We start from the raw sequence: 16,676 nt of genomic DNA, 5'->3' as shown, positions 1-16,676 counted from the left end.
GACCTGAGGAGAGATTTAAATGGCACATAAAAAGGCTGGCGGCTCCACACGTAACGGTCGCGATTCAGAAGCTAAACGCCTGGGCGTTAAGCGTTTCGGTGGCGAATCCGTTCTGGCGGGTAGCATCATCGTTCGTCAGCGTGGCACCAAGTTCCACGCGGGTACCAACGTAGGTTGCGGTCGTGACCACACTCTGTTTGCTAAAGCAGACGGTAAAGTGAAATTTGAAGTTAAAGGCCCGAACAACCGTAAATACATCAGCATCGTTGCTGAGTAAGGTTTTCTCGGTCCGGTAACGGATTAAAGCCCCGCAACGTGTTGCGGGGCTTTTTACATTGGAAACCCGGAAAATTTTCTGTAGGGAAAACGGGCATGAAGCAGCAGGCCGGCATGGGTATTCTTTTGGCGCTCACTACCGCAATGTGCTGGGGTGCGCTGCCAATTGCAATGAAGCAGGTACTGGAAGTCATGGAGCCACCGACGGTGGTGTTTTATCGCTTCCTGATGGCAAGCATAGGCCTGGGCGCCATTCTGGCCGTCAAAGGTAAGCTGCCACCGCTGCGCATCTTCCGAAAACCGCGTTGGCTGGTGTTACTGGCTATCGCGACGGGCGGTCTGTTCGGTAACTTCATTCTGTTCAGCTCTTCCCTGCAATATCTTAGCCCTACAGCGTCGCAGGTGATTGGTCAGCTTTCACCGGTCGGCATGATGGTCGCCAGCGTATTCATCCTCAAGGAGAAGATGCGCGGCACGCAGATCATCGGGGCAAGCATGCTGCTTTGCGGGCTGGTGATGTTCTTTAACACCAGCCTGATTGAGATTTTTACCCGCCTGACGGATTACACCTGGGGTGTCATTTTTGGGGTGGGTGCAGCAACGGTCTGGGTGAGTTATGGCGTCGCGCAAAAGGTGTTATTGCGCCGTCTTGCCTCACAGCAGATCCTCTTTTTGCTGTACACTTTGTGTACACTGGCATTATTGCCTTTAGCGAAGCCGGGTGTAATTACCCAGCTCAGCGACTGGCAACTGGCGTGCCTCATTTTTTGTGGGCTGAATACGCTGGTCGGTTATGGCGCTCTGGCTGAAGCCATGGCGCGCTGGCAGGCAGCACAGGTGAGCGCCTTAATCACGCTTACCCCGCTGTTTACGCTGTTATTTTCAGATTTGTTATCAATGGCCTGGCCCGATGTCTTCGTCAAGCCGATGCTCAACCTGTTGGGTTATCTCGGTGCGTTTGTCGTGGTTGCGGGCGCGATGTATTCCGCCATTGGTCATCGTCTCTGGGGGCGTTGGCGCAAAAATGAAGCGGTTGTAATAGTCCCCCGCTCAGGCGAATGAGTTACGGAGAGTAAAATGAAGTTTGTTGATGAAGCGACGATTTTGGTCGTGGCAGGTGATGGCGGTAACGGTTGTGTAAGCTTCCGCCGTGAAAAATATATTCCTCGTGGCGGTCCTGACGGCGGTGACGGTGGGGACGGTGGCGACGTGTGGCTGGAGGCGGATGAAAACCTCAACACGCTGATCGACTACCGTTTCGAAAAATCTTTCCGCGCCGAGCGTGGCCAGAACGGCCAGAGCCGCGACTGTACCGGTAAACGCGGTAAAGACGTGACGATCAAAGTGCCGGTGGGTACGCGTGTCATCGATCAGGGCACGGGCGAAACCATGGGTGATATGACCAAACACGGTCAGCGCCTGATGGTGGCGAAAGGCGGCTGGCATGGTCTGGGTAACAGCCGTTTCAAATCTTCCGTTAACCGTACCCCGCGTCAGAAAACCATGGGTACCCCGGGTGATAAGCGCGACCTGCAACTGGAACTGATGCTGCTGGCGGATGTGGGGATGCTGGGTATGCCAAACGCCGGTAAATCGACGTTTATCCGTGCGGTCTCTGCGGCGAAACCCAAAGTAGCGGATTATCCGTTTACGACGCTGGTGCCGAGCCTGGGCGTTGTCCGTATGGATAACGAGAAGAGCTTTGTGGTCGCTGACATCCCGGGTCTGATTGAAGGGGCAGCAGAAGGCGCCGGTCTGGGTATTCGCTTCCTGAAGCACCTTGAGCGTTGTCGCGTACTGTTGCACCTCATCGACATCGATCCAATCGACGGTTCCGATCCGGTTGAAAACGCCCGTATTATTATCGGCGAGCTGGAGAAATACAGTGAAAAACTGGCGCAAAAACCGCGCTGGCTGGTATTTAACAAGATCGACCTGATGGATAAAGCGGAAGCTGAAGCGAAAGCTAAAGCGATTGCCGACGCGATGGGTTGGGAAGATAAGTACTATCTGATCTCTGCCGCCAGCCAGGTTGGCGTGAAAGATCTCTGCTGGGATGTGATGACCTTTATCATCGAGAATCCGGTTGTTCAGGCAGAAGAGGCGAAACAGCCTGAAAAAGTCGAATTCATGTGGGATGACTACCACCGCCAGCAGCTCGAAGAGCTGGAAGCGGAAGAAGATGATGAAGACTGGGACGATGACTGGGATGAAGACGACGAAGAAGGTGTCGAGTTCATCTACAAGCACTAACTCCTGTATAAAGCCCCTTAACGGGGCTTTTTTTTATCCTATTTTCGCCGGTAACCAACAGCTGGCGATGAGGCCGCCCTCAGCGCCGTTCTCCAGCGTTAAATGGCCATGATGGAGCTGTACGATACGCTGTACGATGCTCAGCCCAAGGCCGCTGCCGCCGTAGCGCTGGTCGAGACGTCGGAAAGGTTCGGTGATCGACTGGCGGTGCGCCTCATCAATACCCGGCCCCTGATCGGTAACGCTCACCCGGGTACCGCCCTCCGTCGCTGTTAATGCCACTTCAATGGTTGTGCCTGCCGGGCTGTAGCGGGCGGCATTCTCCAGAAGGTTCCTTAGCATCAGACGTAACAGGACGGCGTCCCCCTGTACCGTCAGCGCGCTGTGGGCCGGCCATATTACCGTATGCTCTTTGGCTTCATGCTCCAGGCTGAGCGGAGCAATGATCGTCTCCGTCCAGTTCACGGTATCGTAATGGCCGCTGGCCATCGCCTGCCCGGCACGCGCCAGCATCAGCAGCTGTTCCACTGTGTGCATCAACTGATCGATACGGCTTATCAGTGGCGTGGCCTGCGGGGAACCGGACTGAGCCATCAGTTCCAGATGGAGCCTAATCCCCGCAAGCGGCGTACGTAACTCGTGTGCCGCATCGGCGGTAAACAGGCGTTCCTGTTGAATAGTGTGGTCCAGCCGGGCGAGGAGTTGATTGAGCGACGTGGTTACAGCGCCTATCTCTTCCATATCGGAATACATCGGCAGGGGAGTCAGATTATCCGCCGAACGGTTCGCAAGGCTGGCGCGAAGTTTGTTGAGTGGTCGGGTGATCCAGGTGACGGCCCAAAATGAGAAGAGCAGGGTAAAACCGACCATCACCAGAGAAGGGACCAGCAGGGAGGCAATGGCTTCGCGGATCTCTTTTTCGACATGGTTGTTGCGCGCTTTGGCGGACAACGTTTCGTTCACCAGAAAACCGATCTGCTCGCGGCTCTCATGCCACAGCCAGACAACGCTAATGAGTTGAAAAAATAGCAGAATAACCGCCAGCAACACCATTAATCGCCGGCGCATACTGTTCATTTCTGGCTCTCCAGACGGTAACCCACGCCGCGTACGGTTTTGATGCGATCTTTACCGAGCTTGCGCCGCAGATTATGAATGTGAACTTCAAGCGTGTTTGATCCTGGATCGTCCTGCCAGGAGTAGATGTCCTGTTGCAGCGTTTCACGGTGCACGGTCTGCCCGCTGCGCATGATCAGGCGCGTCAGCAGAGCGAACTCTTTTGGCGTCACTTCCACAGGCTGAGACTGGCGCAGCACCTGCTGAGTTTGCAGATTGAGGGTGATATCTCCGTCCGTCAGCAGGTTGTCGCTGTGGCCCTGATAGCGGCGGATCAACGCCCGTACGCGAGCCTGTAGCTCGGCAAGGGCGAAGGGTTTTACCAGATAATCGTCAGCGCCAGAATCCAGCCCGTTAATTCTGTCTTCAATGGCATCGCGGGCGGTGAGAATCAAGACGGGATTCTCAACCCCGCGACGACGCCACTGGCAGAGCAGCGTCGCGCCGTCTTTATCCGGCAGCCCTAAATCCAGGATCACGAGGCTGTATTCACCGCTCTGGATCAGGGCATCTGCTTCAGCGGCCGTGGTGGCACAATCCAGGGCGTAGCCTTCATTCCCCAGCGCCAGCGCTAACCCTTCCTGCAATAACAGATCGTCTTCAACTATCAGTAGTTTCATCGCTAGTTATTCTGGTAGATGTCCTTATAGAGCCTGCTTTCGAAACGCACCAGTGGAATACGGCGATTGCGCTGGTCAGCCGGTTCGACGGCATAGCCGGAAAGATACTGCACAAATGCCATGCGTTGTCCGCTGGCGGTAGTGATAAAACCGGCAAGGTTGTAAACGCCTTGCAGGGAACCCGTTTTGGCTGACACTTTGCCATCCACGCCCGCAGCGTGAAGGCCCGCGCGGTACTGAAGAGAGCCGTCGTGTCCGGCAAGCGGCAGCATCGTAATAAAGTTTAGCTCAGCGTCATGCTGAGCAATGTACTGCAAGACCTGCATCATGGTGGCCGGCGAGATCAGGTTATGACGCGATAAACCGGAACCATCAACGGCGATCGTATTGCCCAGATCGATACCCGCCTGCTGGCGCAGGATCTGACGTACGGCATCAGAACCGGCCCGCCAGGTGCCCGGCACACCAAATCGCGCGTGCCCAATCATGCGGAACACCGTGTCGGCAATCATGTTATCCGACTTTTTCAGCATAATCTTAAGCAAATCATGCAGTGGCGCGGACTGTTTGCTGGCGATCACCGTGCCTGGCTCATTCACCTGCGTCTGGCGCAGCAGCGTTCCGGTGTAGGTTATGCCCGCCTGCTTCAGTTCATCTTTAAAAATGGCACCGGCATAGCCCGCGCCATCCTGAATGGCGAAGGCCAGCGGGAGGGGATCGGACCGCTGGGTCAGGCAGCCGGTGAGCGTATAGCGATTGAGATCGCCCGGTACCACGTCCAGCTCGCAATACTGCGCCTCCGGGGAGCCTTTCGCCAGCGTCCGCACCTGGCTGAACATCGTGACCGGGTAGTATGAGGCCACGCGGATAAAAGCTAAGTCATTTGGTTTTGGCGCGCTGTAAAGCGATACGGAGAAGCAGTTACGGTCAACGATGGCGGCGGCTGGCGGGGCGCTAAAGCACTGCGTCATGTCGTTCCACGGCCAGCCAGGCGCTTTATCGTGGCTGGCGAAAATGGAGGTGTCGATCAGCACGTTGCCATCAATTTTTGTTACGCCGGATTTTTTCAGTACCGCCACCATATTGCGGACATCCTGGCGCTTAAAGGTGGGATCGCCACCAAAACGGGCGATAAGATCGCCTTTCAGTTCGCCACCCTCAACGTTACCTCTGGTTTCAAGGGTGGTAGTAAAACGGAAGTCAGGCCCGAGCTGGAGCAGGGCGGCGAGGGCAGTGATCACCTTCTGGGTACTGGCAGGCAGCGCCATCTGTTGACTGTGATAGTCAATCTCGGGAGCCTGTGCGCCAACCTTCTGCACCATCAGGGCAAGGTTCGCGCCGGCGGGCAGTTGATTAATGTACTCATCAACATTCGCGGCCTGAACGGTGAACGTTATACTGGTAGTCAATCCGATGATAAAACTGGAAAATCGCATAATCTCGCGCTAACAACCCGAAAACAAACCGTCATACTACGGTGCATGGCACTGTAAAGTAAACGATGACCCATAGTGAACTTCGCGGTAAAATGCATATCAAATTGAAAAATTGCTGCTGACCTGGGGCGTTGCTCCCGGGTCGGTTTTCTTTTTGCTTCTGGCCTGTTCAGGTGGGCTGGAGCAGGGAACACTGCTCCCAACAGGAATGTTTAAGAGGTATAACAAATGCAAGCTATTCCGATGACCTTACGTGGTGCCGAAAAACTGCGCGAAGAGCTGGATTTTCTCAAATCCGTGCGTCGCCCTGAAATCATCGCCGCTATCGCGGAAGCGCGTGAGCATGGCGACCTGAAAGAGAATGCTGAATACCACGCGGCGCGTGAGCAGCAGGGTTTCTGTGAGGGGCGCATTAAAGATATCGAGGCGAAACTGTCTAACGCGCAGGTTATCGATATCACCAAAATGCCAAATAATGGCCGTGTGATCTTCGGCTCTACCGTCAGCGTCCTGAATCTGGACAACGACGAAGAGCAGACCTATCGCATCGTGGGTGATGATGAAGCGGACTTCAAACAGAACCTGATTTCGGTGAACTCGCCGATTGCTCGTGGCCTGATTGGCAAAGAGCAGGACGATGTGGTCACCATCCGCACCCCTGGTGGTGAAGTGGAATACGAAATTATTAAGGTTGAATACCTGTAATTCGCTTCTCTACTAAGATGTTGATACATTGTAAAGAAAAGAAAAAGGCCGCATAGCGGCCTTTTATCAACTCAAGGAGCATGGCATTTTGCTCGCCTGCTGAAAGAAATCCCTCGTTTCACACAGAAAATGTGTTCGATTCAGGATATCCTTAACGTGGCAGCGAGATTTTGCGCTCTTTAGATGGGCGATAGAGCACCAGCGTTTTACCGATGACCTGTACATTACAGGCGCCGGTTTCGCGCACGATGGCTTCCACGATCAGGTTTTTAGTGTCTCTGTCTTCAGAGGCGATTTTCACCTTGATCAGCTCGTGGTGTTCCAGCGCTTGTTCAATCTCGGCAAGCACCCCTTCGGTCAAACCATTGTTGCCAAGCATCACTACAGGCTTGAGCGGATGTGCCAGACCTTTAAGGTGCTGTTTTTGTTTAGTACTCAGATTCATCGTATATTTTTGCTTACGTTGGGATTGAAAACGGTTCATTCTACCGCCATCTCCCTAATATCGCCAAATAGCTGCGTAGAAATTTACGTCACAGGCAAGCAACGATGAACCAGGACGGAAATGTTAAATGACAGGTAAAAAGCGTTCTGCCAGCTCCAGCCGCTGGCTTCAGGAACACTTTAGCGATAAATATGTTCAACAGGCGCAGAAAAAGGGGTTGCGTTCCCGCGCCTGGTTTAAACTTGATGAAATACAGCAAAGTGACAAACTTTTTAAACCGGGAATGACGGTGGTCGACCTCGGTGCGGCACCTGGCGGATGGTCCCAGTATGCGGTTACGCAGATCGGCGGAACGGGCCGAATCATCGCATGCGATCTTTTACCAATGGATCCCATCGTCGGTGTCGACTTCCTTCAGGGCGACTTTCGTGATGAATTAGTGCTTAAAGCACTACTTGATCGTGTAGGTGACAGTAAGGTCCAGGTTGTCATGTCGGATATGGCGCCAAATATGTGTGGAACACCGGCGGTGGATATCCCCCGCGCCATGTATCTGGTGGAACTAGCGTTAGAAATGTGTCGTGATGTACTAGCGCCTGGTGGTAGTTTTGTTGTGAAGGTGTTTCAGGGCGAAGGTTTCGAGGAGTATCTTAAGGAAATTCGCTCCCTGTTTGCGAAGGTCAAAGTTCGTAAGCCGGACTCTTCCCGGGCCCGTTCCCGTGAAGTGTATATTGTAGCGACCGGGCGAAAATGATAACCGGTAGATTTCAGGCGAAAGTTTGAATGAAACTGGATATAGAGTATCCTGACGCTGTTTTTAACACAGTTGTAATATGAGGTTAATCCCTTGAGTGACATGGCGAAAAACCTAATACTCTGGCTGGTCATTGCCGTTGTGCTGATGTCAGTATTCCAGAGCTTTGGGCCCAGCGAGTCGAATGGCCGCAAGGTGGATTATTCTACCTTCCTGCAAGAGGTCAATCAGGACCAGGTTCGCGAAGCGCGTATCAACGGACGTGAGATCAACGTTACCAAGAAAGATAGTAACCGTTACACGACTTACATCCCGGTGAACGATCCTAAGCTGCTTGATAACCTTCTGACCAAAAACGTCAAAGTGGTAGGCGAGCCGCCGGAAGAACCAAGCCTGCTGGCTTCTATCTTCATTTCCTGGTTCCCGATGCTGCTTCTTATCGGCGTCTGGATCTTCTTTATGCGCCAGATGCAGGGCGGTGGTGGCAAAGGTGCCATGTCGTTCGGTAAGAGCAAGGCGCGTATGCTGACGGAAGACCAGATCAAGACCACGTTTGCTGACGTAGCAGGTTGTGACGAAGCAAAAGAAGAGGTGGGTGAACTGGTTGAATACCTGCGCGAGCCGAGCCGTTTCCAGAAACTGGGCGGTAAGATCCCGAAAGGCGTCCTGATGGTCGGCCCTCCGGGTACCGGTAAAACCCTGCTGGCAAAAGCCATCGCGGGTGAAGCGAAGGTGCCGTTCTTTACTATTTCAGGTTCTGACTTCGTTGAAATGTTCGTGGGTGTCGGTGCATCTCGTGTGCGTGACATGTTCGAGCAGGCTAAGAAGGCAGCACCGTGCATCATCTTCATCGATGAAATCGACGCCGTAGGCCGCCAGCGTGGCGCAGGCTTGGGTGGTGGTCACGATGAACGTGAGCAGACGCTGAACCAGATGCTGGTTGAGATGGACGGCTTCGAAGGTAACGAAGGTATCATCGTTATCGCGGCAACTAACCGTCCGGACGTACTCGACCCTGCGCTGCTGCGTCCAGGCCGTTTTGACCGTCAGGTTGTGGTCGGTCTGCCGGATGTTCGCGGTCGTGAACAGATTCTGAAAGTGCATATGCGACGCGTACCGCTGGCGCCAGATATCGACGCGGCAATCATTGCGCGTGGTACTCCAGGCTTCTCCGGTGCGGATCTGGCTAACCTGGTCAACGAAGCAGCACTGTTTGCCGCTCGCGGTAACAAGCGCGTGGTGTCCATGGTGGAATTCGAGAAAGCGAAAGACAAAATCATGATGGGGGCGGAACGTCGCTCCATGGTGATGACGGAAGCGCAGAAAGAGTCCACGGCATATCACGAAGCGGGCCACGCGATTATCGGTCGTCTGGTGCCGGAACACGATCCCGTACACAAGGTGACGATTATTCCGCGCGGTCGTGCGCTGGGTGTGACCTTCTTCCTGCCTGAAGGCGACGCGATCAGCGCCAGCCGTCAGAAGCTGGAAAGCCAGATTTCAACCCTGTACGGCGGTCGTCTGGCTGAAGAGATTATCTACGGTGCGGAACATGTTTCCACCGGTGCGTCGAACGATATTAAAGTGGCGACAAACCTGGCGCGTAACATGGTGACTCAGTGGGGCTTCTCCGACAAACTCGGTCCGCTGCTGTATGCAGAGGAAGAGGGCGAAGTATTCCTGGGCCGCTCTGTGGCAAAAGCGAAACATATGTCCGATGAAACGGCACGTATCATCGACCAGGAAGTGAAAGCGCTGATTGAACGTAACTACGCTCGCGCCCGTCAGATCCTGAACGACAATATGGACATCCTGCATTCGATGAAAGATGCGCTCATGAAATATGAGACCATCGATGCACCGCAGATTGACGACCTGATGGCGCGCCGCGAAGTGCGTCCGCCGGCAGGCTGGGAAGACCCAGGCGCGTCTAACAATTCTGACAACAATGGCACCCCGCGTGCGCCGCGTCCGGTCGATGAACCGCGTACGCCAAACCCGGGCAACACCATGTCAGAGCAGTTGGGCGACAAGTAAGTCACTGCTGTTGAAGCGTTTGTCTGTATCTCAAACCCTGGAGCTTGCTCCGGGGTTTTTCTTATCTGTTTAACCACATTAATCCCAGGGACTTCACCATGAAACTATTCGCCCAGGACTCGCATCTCGACCTTTCACATCCCCATGTGATGGGGATCCTGAATGTCACGCCTGATTCCTTCTCTGACGGCGGCACGCATAATTCGCTTATCGACGCGGTTAAACACGCGAATTTAATGATTAACGCGGGTGCCACCATCATTGACGTTGGAGGGGAGTCAACGCGGCCTGGCGCGGCGGAGGTTTCGGTGGAAGAAGAGCTGGCGCGCGTGGTGCCGGTGGTAGAGGCTATCGCCCGGCGCTTTGAAGTGTGGATCTCCGTTGATACCTCCAAACCCGAAGTGATCCGTGAAGTGGCGAGAGTGGGCGCTCACATTATCAATGATATCCGCTCGCTGACCGAGCCGGGCGCGATTGAAGCCGCCGCAGAAACCGGGCTACCGGTGTGTCTGATGCATATGCAGGGTCAGCCTAAGACAATGCAGGAGGCGCCAAAATATGAAGATGTGTTTGCCGACGTCACCCGCTTCTTTATTGAGCATATCGAACGCTGTGAACGTGCGGGTATCGCAAAAGAGAAATTGCTGCTCGACCCGGGCTTCGGTTTCGGTAAAAATCTCTCACACAATTACGCGTTGCTTGCGCGCTTATCAGAGTTTCATCAGTTCGGCCTGCCACTGCTGGTGGGAATGTCGAGAAAATCGATGATTGGTCAGTTGTTGAATGTCGGGCCGAGCGAACGTCTGAGCGGCAGTCTGGCCTGCGCGGTGATTGCCGCGATGCAAGGTGCACACATCATTCGCGTCCATGACGTAAAAGAAACAGTAGAAGCCATGCGTGTGGTGGAAGCCACACTGGCAGCGAAGGAAAACAAACGCTATGAGTAATCGTAAATATTTTGGTACCGATGGCATCCGTGGGCGCGTAGGCGATGCGCCAATTACCCCTGACTTTGTCCTGAAGCTGGGCTGGGCAGCGGGGAAAGTGCTGGCGCGTCATGGCTCCCGTAAGATCATTATTGGGAAAGATACCCGTATTTCGGGTTATATGCTGGAGTCCGCGCTGGAAGCCGGGCTGGCGGCGGCGGGGCTTTCAGCTTCCTTTACGGGGCCAATGCCGACCCCTGCTGTTGCCTATCTGACCCGCACCTTCCGTGCGGAAGCGGGCATCGTCATTTCAGCTTCCCATAATCCGTTCTATGACAACGGTATCAAATTCTTCTCCATCGACGGCACCAAACTGCCGGATGACGTGGAAGAGGCGATTGAAGCGGAAATGGAAAAAGAGATCACCTGTGTTGACTCCGCTGAGCTGGGTAAAGCAAACCGTATTGTCGATGCCGCAGGCCGCTACATTGAATTCTGCAAAGGCACTTTCCCGAATGAGCTGAGCCTGGCACACCTCAAAATTGTGGTGGACTGTGCCAACGGTGCGACTTACCACATTGCGCCGAATGTGTTCCGCGAGCTGGGTGCCAAAGTGATCACTATCGGCTGCGAGCCGGATGGTCTGAACATCAACGAAGAAGTCGGCGCGACAGACGTGCGTGCCTTGCAGGCGCGTGTGCTGGCTGAAAAGGCCGATCTGGGTATTGCCCTGGATGGCGATGGTGACCGTGTGATCATGGTTGACCACGAAGGTAACAAGGTCGATGGCGATCAGATCCTCTACATCATTGCCCGTGAAGGCCTGCGTCAGGGGCAACTGCGCGGTGGCGCGGTGGGCACGCTGATGAGCAATATGGGCCTGGAACTGGCGTTGAAACAGCTGGGCATCCCGTTTGTTCGTGCGAAAGTGGGTGACCGCTACGTGCTGGAAAAACTCCAGGAGAAAGGCTGGCGTATTGGCGCGGAAAACTCCGGCCACGTGATCCTGCTCGATAAAACCACCACCGGTGACGGTATTGTGGCGGCGCTTCAGGTTGTTGCCGCGATGGCGCGTAACCATATGAGCCTGCACGATCTGTGCAGCGGCATGAAAATGTTCCCGCAGATTCTGGTCAATGTGCGTTTCACCGCGGGTAAAGGCGACCCGCTGGAAAATGATAACGTGAAAGCGGTGATGGCAGACGTGGAAGCGACTCTTGGCAGCCGTGGGCGCGTCCTGCTGCGTAAGTCGGGTACCGAGCCGCTGATCCGCGTGATGGTGGAAGGCGAAGACGAAGCGCAGGTAACCGAATTTGCGCACCGCATTGCGGATGCAGTCAAAGCTGCATAATCTTTCAGAATAAGTGTTTAAAAAGGCGGCGTTTGCCGCCTTTGTTTTAAGCAATGAATGGCTTTTTGCTGTTTTTTTCCGCAGTTGATACAATGCCTCGAAAATGCCCTTGCGAAGGTGATTCGCTTTGGTTAGTATTCACACCCGCTTCAGTGGGAAACAAAATCCTGCTAATTGGTCGAAGCATTGGTATGCGGCAAATCCGCAAGGAACAGGTTGATTATGTACGAAGCTCTTTTAGTTATTTTCCTTATTGTAGCCATCGCTCTCGTAGCGCTGATTATGCTACAGCAAGGTAAAGGCGCTGATATGGGAGCCTCCTTCGGAGCAGGCGCTTCCGGTACGCTGTTCGGTTCAAGTGGTTCTGCGAACTTCATGACCCGTACGACGGCGATTCTGGCTACGCTGTTCTTCATCATCAGTCTGGTGCTGGGCAATATCAACAGCAACAAGACCAGTAAAGGAAGCGAGTGGGAAAATCTGAGCGCGCCAGCAAAAACTGAGCAAACTCAGCCAGCTGCACCGGCTAAGCCAACCAGCGATATCCCGCAGTAAGTATTCCGTACCGAGGTGGTGGAATTGGTAGACACGCTACCTTGAGGTGGTAGTGCCCTAACGGGCTTGTGGGTTCGAGTCCCATCCTCGGTACCAATATTCCAGAAGAAAGACGTCGCGAGACGTCTTTTTTTTCGTCTGTACATTCTGTGTATCCGATCTTTTGTAGGGCGGGTAAGCGCAGCGCCACCCGCCGTTTTGCCCGGTGGCGCTGCGCTTACCGGGCCTACGAAGGCCACAAAAAAGGCGCCCAATGGGCGCCTTTTGCATGACTTGCTGTCGATTATTTCTTATCGCTGTGTTCCAGGTTCTCAACCTGAGGGAGGCCATTACCAGAACTGGCGGAGAGCAGGCCATTCTCAACATAGTTGAACAGCTTCTCACGGGTATCGGTGATGTCCAGGTTACGCATGGTCAGCTGGCCAATACGATCGTCCGGAGAGAACACTGACTCACCTTTCTCCATGGTCAGACGCTCTGCTTTATAGGTCAGGTTGTCAGACACGGTATTGAGGATGGAGTAATCATTGCCGCGACGCAGTTCCAGGGTCACTTCGCCGGTGATTGCGCTTGCCACCCAACGTTGCAGGGCGTCACGCAGCATCAGCGCCTGTGGATCAAACCAGCGACCCTGATACAGCAGTTTGCCCAGCTGACGGCCATGAGAGTGATACTGCTCGATGGTGTCTTCGTTGTGAATACCGGTCAGCAGACGCTCGTAAGCGATGTGCAGCAGCGCCATCCCCGGCGCTTCGTAAATGCCACGGCTTTTTGCTTCGATGATACGGTTTTCGATCTGATCGCTCATACCCAGACCGTGACGACCGCCGATGCGGTTTGCTTCCAGCATCAGTTCAACATCGTCGGAGAAGGTTTTACCGTTCAGGGCAACCGGATGACCACGTTCGAAACGCACGGTCACTTCTTCCGCCGGGATCTTCACGTTCTCATCCCAGAACTTCACGCCCATGATCGGGTTAACAATTTTTACGCTGGAGTTCAGGAATTCCAGGTCTTTCGCTTCGTGCGTCGCACCCAGCATATTGGAGTCGGTGGAGTAGGCTTTCTCAACGGACATCTTGTAGTCAAAGCCGCAGGCAATCATAAACTCAGACATTTCATGACGGCCACCCAGCTCGTCGATGAAGTCGGTATCCAGCCACGGTTTGTAGATCTGCAACTCGGCGTTGGTCAGCAGGCCATAACGATAGAAACGTTCAATATCGTTGCCTTTATAGGTGCTACCGTCCCCCCAGATGTTCACGCCATCTTCTTTCATGGCGGCGACCAGCATAGTGCCGGTGACGGCACGACCCAGCGGGGTGGTATTGAAATAGGTCAGGCCGCCGGTCGTATTATGGAAAGCACCGCACTGGATCGCGGCAATCCCTTCGGCAACCAGCTGCTTACGGCAGTCGATCAGACGTGCGTTCTCTGCGCCATATTCCATGGCACGACGAGGGATCGCGTCATAATCTTCCTCGTCCGGCTGACCCAGGTTCGCAGTATATGCATAAGGAACCGCTCCCTTCTGGCGCATCCACAGCAGTGCAGCGCTGGTATCCAGGCCGCCAGAAAAAGCGATGCCAATACGTTGTCCTACCGGGAGATGCTTGAGAATCGTCGTCATATAATAAAACCCTGCTTGATTGACTGATTAGAGACCGCTTTCGCTCTCGATGCATGTTTATGCAAAATAAGTGAGTATTCATTTAATCATCTTTTATCGACGACCGAAAGAGACGTGTGCGTTTTTTGTAAAAATTTCCCTTTTATTGCCCTGGCTGAAGTTGGGTTGACAGGTGGGGTCAACTATCAATATACTGAACGCCGATTTTACGTCCCGTCTTCGGTACCAAATCCCAGCATTATTTGCAAATTCTGTCCAAAACGCGTAGAATTTGCCACGTTTCAGGCGCGGGGTGGAGCAGCCTGGTAGCTCGTCGGGCTCATAACCCGAAGGTCGTCGGTTCAAATCCGGCCCCCGCAACCACTTTCCCATAAAGTTCTTTTTCAAATATACTGTGAAGACTTAGAGCCTTCGTAGCTGGATTTGAAAAAATGCTTTCGGAGAGTGCTCCAGGCCACAGTTGTGGCTATAGGGTTCAGTTATCTAAAGCCCCGATTTATCGGGGTTTTTTGTTATCTGACTACAGAATAACTGGGCTTTACGCCCTTTTTTTATGTCTTGGGGGTGGGCTTGTCCACATTAGAGCAAAAATTAACAGAGATGATTACTGCGCCGGTCGAAGCACTGGGCTACGAACTGGTCGGCATCGAATTCGTTCGCGGCCGTACATCCACACTGCGCATCTATATTGATAGTGAAGATGGCATCAATGTTGATGATTGTGCTGATGTCAGCCACCAGGTGAGTGCGGTTCTTGATGTTGAAGATCCGATTACCGTTGCGTACAACCTGGAAGTTTCCTCACCTGGCCTCGATCGTCCGATGTTCACGGCCGAGCACTACGTGCGCTTTACCGGTGAAGAAGTGGCTCTCGTTCTGCGTATGGCCGTACAGAACCGCCGTAAATGGCAGGGAATTATCAAAGCCGTTGATGGTGAAATGATCACGGTGACAGTCGAAGGCAAAGATGAAGTGTTCGCGCTGAGTAATATCCAGAAGGCGAACCTGGTTCCCCACTTTTAACAGTCTGGATTGAGGTGAAAAGCCCGCGATGAACAAAGAAATTTTGGCTGTTGTTGAAGCCGTCTCCAACGAGAAATCACTGCCGCGTGAGAAGATTTTCGAAGCGCTGGAAAGTGCACTGGCTACAGCAACCAAGAAAAAATACGAACAAGAGATCGATGTTCGCGTAGAAATCGATCGTAAAAGCGGTGACTTCGATACATTCCGTCGTTGGGTAATCGTTGAAGAAGTGACCCAACCGACCAAAGAGATCACGCTGGAAGCGGCACGTTTTGAAGACGAAAGTCTGAACGTGGGTGACTACGTTGAAGATCAGATTGAATCTGTTACCTTCGACCGTATCACCACCCAGACCGCGAAGCAGGTTATTGTGCAGAAAGTTCGCGAAGCCGAGCGCGCGCTGGTTGTCGATCAGTTCCGCGATCAGGAAGGCGAAATCATCACTGGTGTGGTGAAGAAAGTGAACCGCGACAACATCTCTCTGGAGATCAAATCCGAAGGGCTGCCGGGTAACGCTGAAGCCGTGATCCTGCGCGAAGACATGCTGCCGCGTGAAAACTTCCGCCCAGGCGACCGTATTCGTGGTGTGCTGTATGCCGTACGTCCTGAAGCGCGTGGTGCACAGCTGTTCGTGACGCGTTCTAAACCAGAAATGCTGGTTGAACTGTTCCGTATCGAAGTGCCGGAAATCGGCGAAGAAGTTATCGAAATCAAAGCGGCGGCCCGCGATCCGGGTTCCCGTGCGAAAATTGCGGTGAAAACCAACGACAAGCGTATCGACCCGGTCGGTGCTTGCGTCGGTATGCGTGGCGCACGTGTTCAGGCGGTTTCTACCGAACTGGGCGGCGAGCGCATTGATATCGTTCTGTGGGACGATAACCCGGCGCAGTTCGTGATCAACGCAATGGCACCGGCTGATGTGGCGTCTATCGTTGTTGACGAAGACAAACACACCATGGATATCGCTGTAGAAGCGGGCAACCTGGCGCAGGCGATTGGCCGTAACGGTCAGAACGTACGTCTGGCGTCACAGCTGAGCGGCTGGGAACTCAACGTGATGACCGTTGATGACCTTCAGGCCAAGCATCAGGCTGAAGCCCACGCGGCGATCGATACCTTCACCAAATACCTGGACATTGACGAAGACTTCGCCACTGTGCTGGTTGAAGAAGGTTTCTCTACGCTGGAAGAACTGGCCTACGTGCCAATGAAAGAGCTGCTGGAAATTGACGGTCTGGATGAACCAACCGTTGAAGCCCTGCGTGAACGCGCTAAAAACGCACTGACCACCCTGGCGCTGGCTCAGGAAGAAAGCCTTGGCGATAAGAAGCCGGCTGATGACCTGCTGAATCTGGAAGGTCTTGATCGTGCGATTGCGTTCAAGCTGGCTGCCCGTGGTGTTTGTACGCTGGAAGATCTCGCTGAGCAAGGCGTTGATGACCTGGCCGATATCGAAGGTTTAACCGACGAGAAAGCCGGCGAACTCATCATGGCCGCACGTAATATTTGCTGGTTCGGCGACGAAGCGTAATAAACTGTAGCAGGAAGG

At 53.8% G+C, this 16,676-nt stretch carries 16 protein-coding genes and 2 tRNA genes; 13 read left to right on the top strand and 5 right to left on the bottom strand.

The features are described 5' to 3' along the window. Positions 1-19: 19 nt before the first annotated feature. The 3 genes from rpmA (at position 20) to cgtA (ending at position 2,529) form a co-directional block, all read left to right on the top strand. Positions 20-277 (top strand): 50S ribosomal protein L27, encoded by a 258-nt coding sequence (rpmA, locus tag ACJTMZ_RS15750; protein ID WP_003861831.1) that lies wholly within the window; start codon positions 20-22, stop codon positions 275-277. Between the two features lie 95 nt (positions 278-372). Continuing rightward, a complete protein-coding gene (locus ACJTMZ_RS15745; protein WP_015571979.1) occupies positions 373-1,338 on the top strand; it encodes a DMT family transporter in 966 nt (321 codons plus the stop codon). A gap of 15 nt (positions 1,339-1,353) precedes the next feature. Then, positions 1,354-2,529 (top strand): Obg family GTPase CgtA, encoded by a 1,176-nt coding sequence (cgtA, locus tag ACJTMZ_RS15740; protein WP_006812124.1) that lies wholly within the window; start codon positions 1,354-1,356, stop codon positions 2,527-2,529. A 33-nt stretch (positions 2,530-2,562) separates the two neighbouring features. Here the strand turns inward: cgtA and pmrB are convergent, their stop codons facing one another. The 3 genes from pmrB to dacB are packed head-to-tail and all read right to left on the bottom strand — an operon-like array spanning position 2,563 to position 5,701. After that, positions 2,563-3,606 (bottom strand): two-component system sensor histidine kinase PmrB, encoded by a 1,044-nt coding sequence (pmrB, locus tag ACJTMZ_RS15735; RefSeq protein WP_017382733.1) that lies wholly within the window; start codon positions 3,604-3,606, stop codon positions 2,563-2,565. Continuing rightward, a complete protein-coding gene (gene pmrA, locus ACJTMZ_RS15730) occupies positions 3,603-4,265 on the bottom strand; it encodes a two-component system response regulator PmrA (protein WP_015571977.1) in 663 nt (220 codons plus the stop codon). The genes pmrB and pmrA overlap by 4 nt, the downstream gene beginning before the upstream one ends. 2 nt (positions 4,266-4,267) lie before the next feature. Then, a complete protein-coding gene (gene dacB / locus ACJTMZ_RS15725; RefSeq protein ID WP_015571976.1) occupies positions 4,268-5,701 on the bottom strand; it encodes a serine-type D-Ala-D-Ala carboxypeptidase in 1,434 nt (477 codons plus the stop codon). Between the two features lie 228 nt (positions 5,702-5,929). On the opposite strand from dacB, the gene greA reads away from it, so the two are divergent. After that, a complete protein-coding gene (gene greA, locus ACJTMZ_RS15720; RefSeq protein WP_006812122.1) occupies positions 5,930-6,406 on the top strand; it encodes a transcription elongation factor GreA in 477 nt (158 codons plus the stop codon). A 151-nt stretch (positions 6,407-6,557) separates the two neighbouring features. On the opposite strand, the gene yhbY is transcribed toward greA, so the two are convergent. Beyond that, a complete protein-coding gene (gene yhbY, locus ACJTMZ_RS15715) occupies positions 6,558-6,851 on the bottom strand; it encodes a ribosome assembly RNA-binding protein YhbY (RefSeq protein ID WP_003861814.1) in 294 nt (97 codons plus the stop codon). A 127-nt stretch (positions 6,852-6,978) separates the two neighbouring features. Here yhbY and rlmE point away from each other — a divergent pair, with 127 nt between their 5' ends. The 6 genes from rlmE (at position 6,979) to ACJTMZ_RS15685 (ending at position 12,570) form a co-directional block, all read left to right on the top strand. Further along, entirely contained in the window at positions 6,979-7,605 is a 627-nt protein-coding gene (gene rlmE / locus ACJTMZ_RS15710; RefSeq protein WP_003861812.1) for a 23S rRNA (uridine(2552)-2'-O)-methyltransferase RlmE, read from the top strand. Between the two features lie 102 nt (positions 7,606-7,707). Further along, complete coding sequence (gene ftsH, locus ACJTMZ_RS15705; protein ID WP_003861810.1) at positions 7,708-9,642, top strand: ATP-dependent zinc metalloprotease FtsH; 1,935 nt, start codon at positions 7,708-7,710, stop codon at positions 9,640-9,642. A 98-nt stretch (positions 9,643-9,740) separates the two neighbouring features. Beyond that, entirely contained in the window at positions 9,741-10,589 is an 849-nt protein-coding gene (gene folP, locus ACJTMZ_RS15700) for a dihydropteroate synthase (protein ID WP_003861807.1), read from the top strand. Further along, complete coding sequence (gene glmM, locus ACJTMZ_RS15695; protein ID WP_017693917.1) at positions 10,582-11,919, top strand: phosphoglucosamine mutase; 1,338 nt, start codon at positions 10,582-10,584, stop codon at positions 11,917-11,919. The genes folP and glmM overlap by 8 nt, the downstream gene beginning before the upstream one ends. Before the next feature lie 222 nt (positions 11,920-12,141). Further along, entirely contained in the window at positions 12,142-12,474 is a 333-nt protein-coding gene (gene secG, locus ACJTMZ_RS15690; RefSeq protein WP_003861803.1) for a preprotein translocase subunit SecG, read from the top strand. Between the two features lie 9 nt (positions 12,475-12,483). Next, positions 12,484-12,570 (top strand) — tRNA-Leu (locus tag ACJTMZ_RS15685). 187 nt (positions 12,571-12,757) lie between these two features. On the opposite strand, the gene argG is transcribed toward ACJTMZ_RS15685, so the two are convergent. Further along, on the bottom strand, positions 12,758-14,104 hold the full coding sequence (gene argG / locus ACJTMZ_RS15680) for an argininosuccinate synthase (RefSeq protein ID WP_015571974.1): 1,347 nt from the start codon (positions 14,102-14,104) through the stop codon (positions 12,758-12,760). Positions 14,105-14,390: 286 nt separating this feature from the next. Between argG and ACJTMZ_RS15675 the strand changes: the two genes are divergently transcribed. From ACJTMZ_RS15675 to nusA, 3 genes are all read left to right on the top strand, one after another. Continuing rightward, a tRNA-Met gene (locus tag ACJTMZ_RS15675) sits at positions 14,391-14,467 on the top strand. A 207-nt stretch (positions 14,468-14,674) separates the two neighbouring features. Next, positions 14,675-15,127, top strand: coding sequence for a ribosome maturation factor RimP (gene rimP / locus ACJTMZ_RS15670; protein WP_014833432.1), 453 nt, complete (start codon positions 14,675-14,677; stop codon positions 15,125-15,127). A 28-nt stretch (positions 15,128-15,155) separates the two neighbouring features. Further along, complete coding sequence (gene nusA / locus ACJTMZ_RS15665) at positions 15,156-16,658, top strand: transcription termination factor NusA (protein ID WP_003861798.1); 1,503 nt, start codon at positions 15,156-15,158, stop codon at positions 16,656-16,658. The last annotated feature ends 18 nt before the right edge of the window (positions 16,659-16,676 follow it).

This window comes from Enterobacter sp. DN (assembly GCF_046054285.1).
Taxonomy (GTDB): Bacteria; Pseudomonadota; Gammaproteobacteria; order Enterobacterales; family Enterobacteriaceae; genus Enterobacter; species Enterobacter hormaechei_C.
Note: the sequence above shows the minus strand (reverse complement) of the source record. Positions and strands in the feature narration are given on the sequence as shown.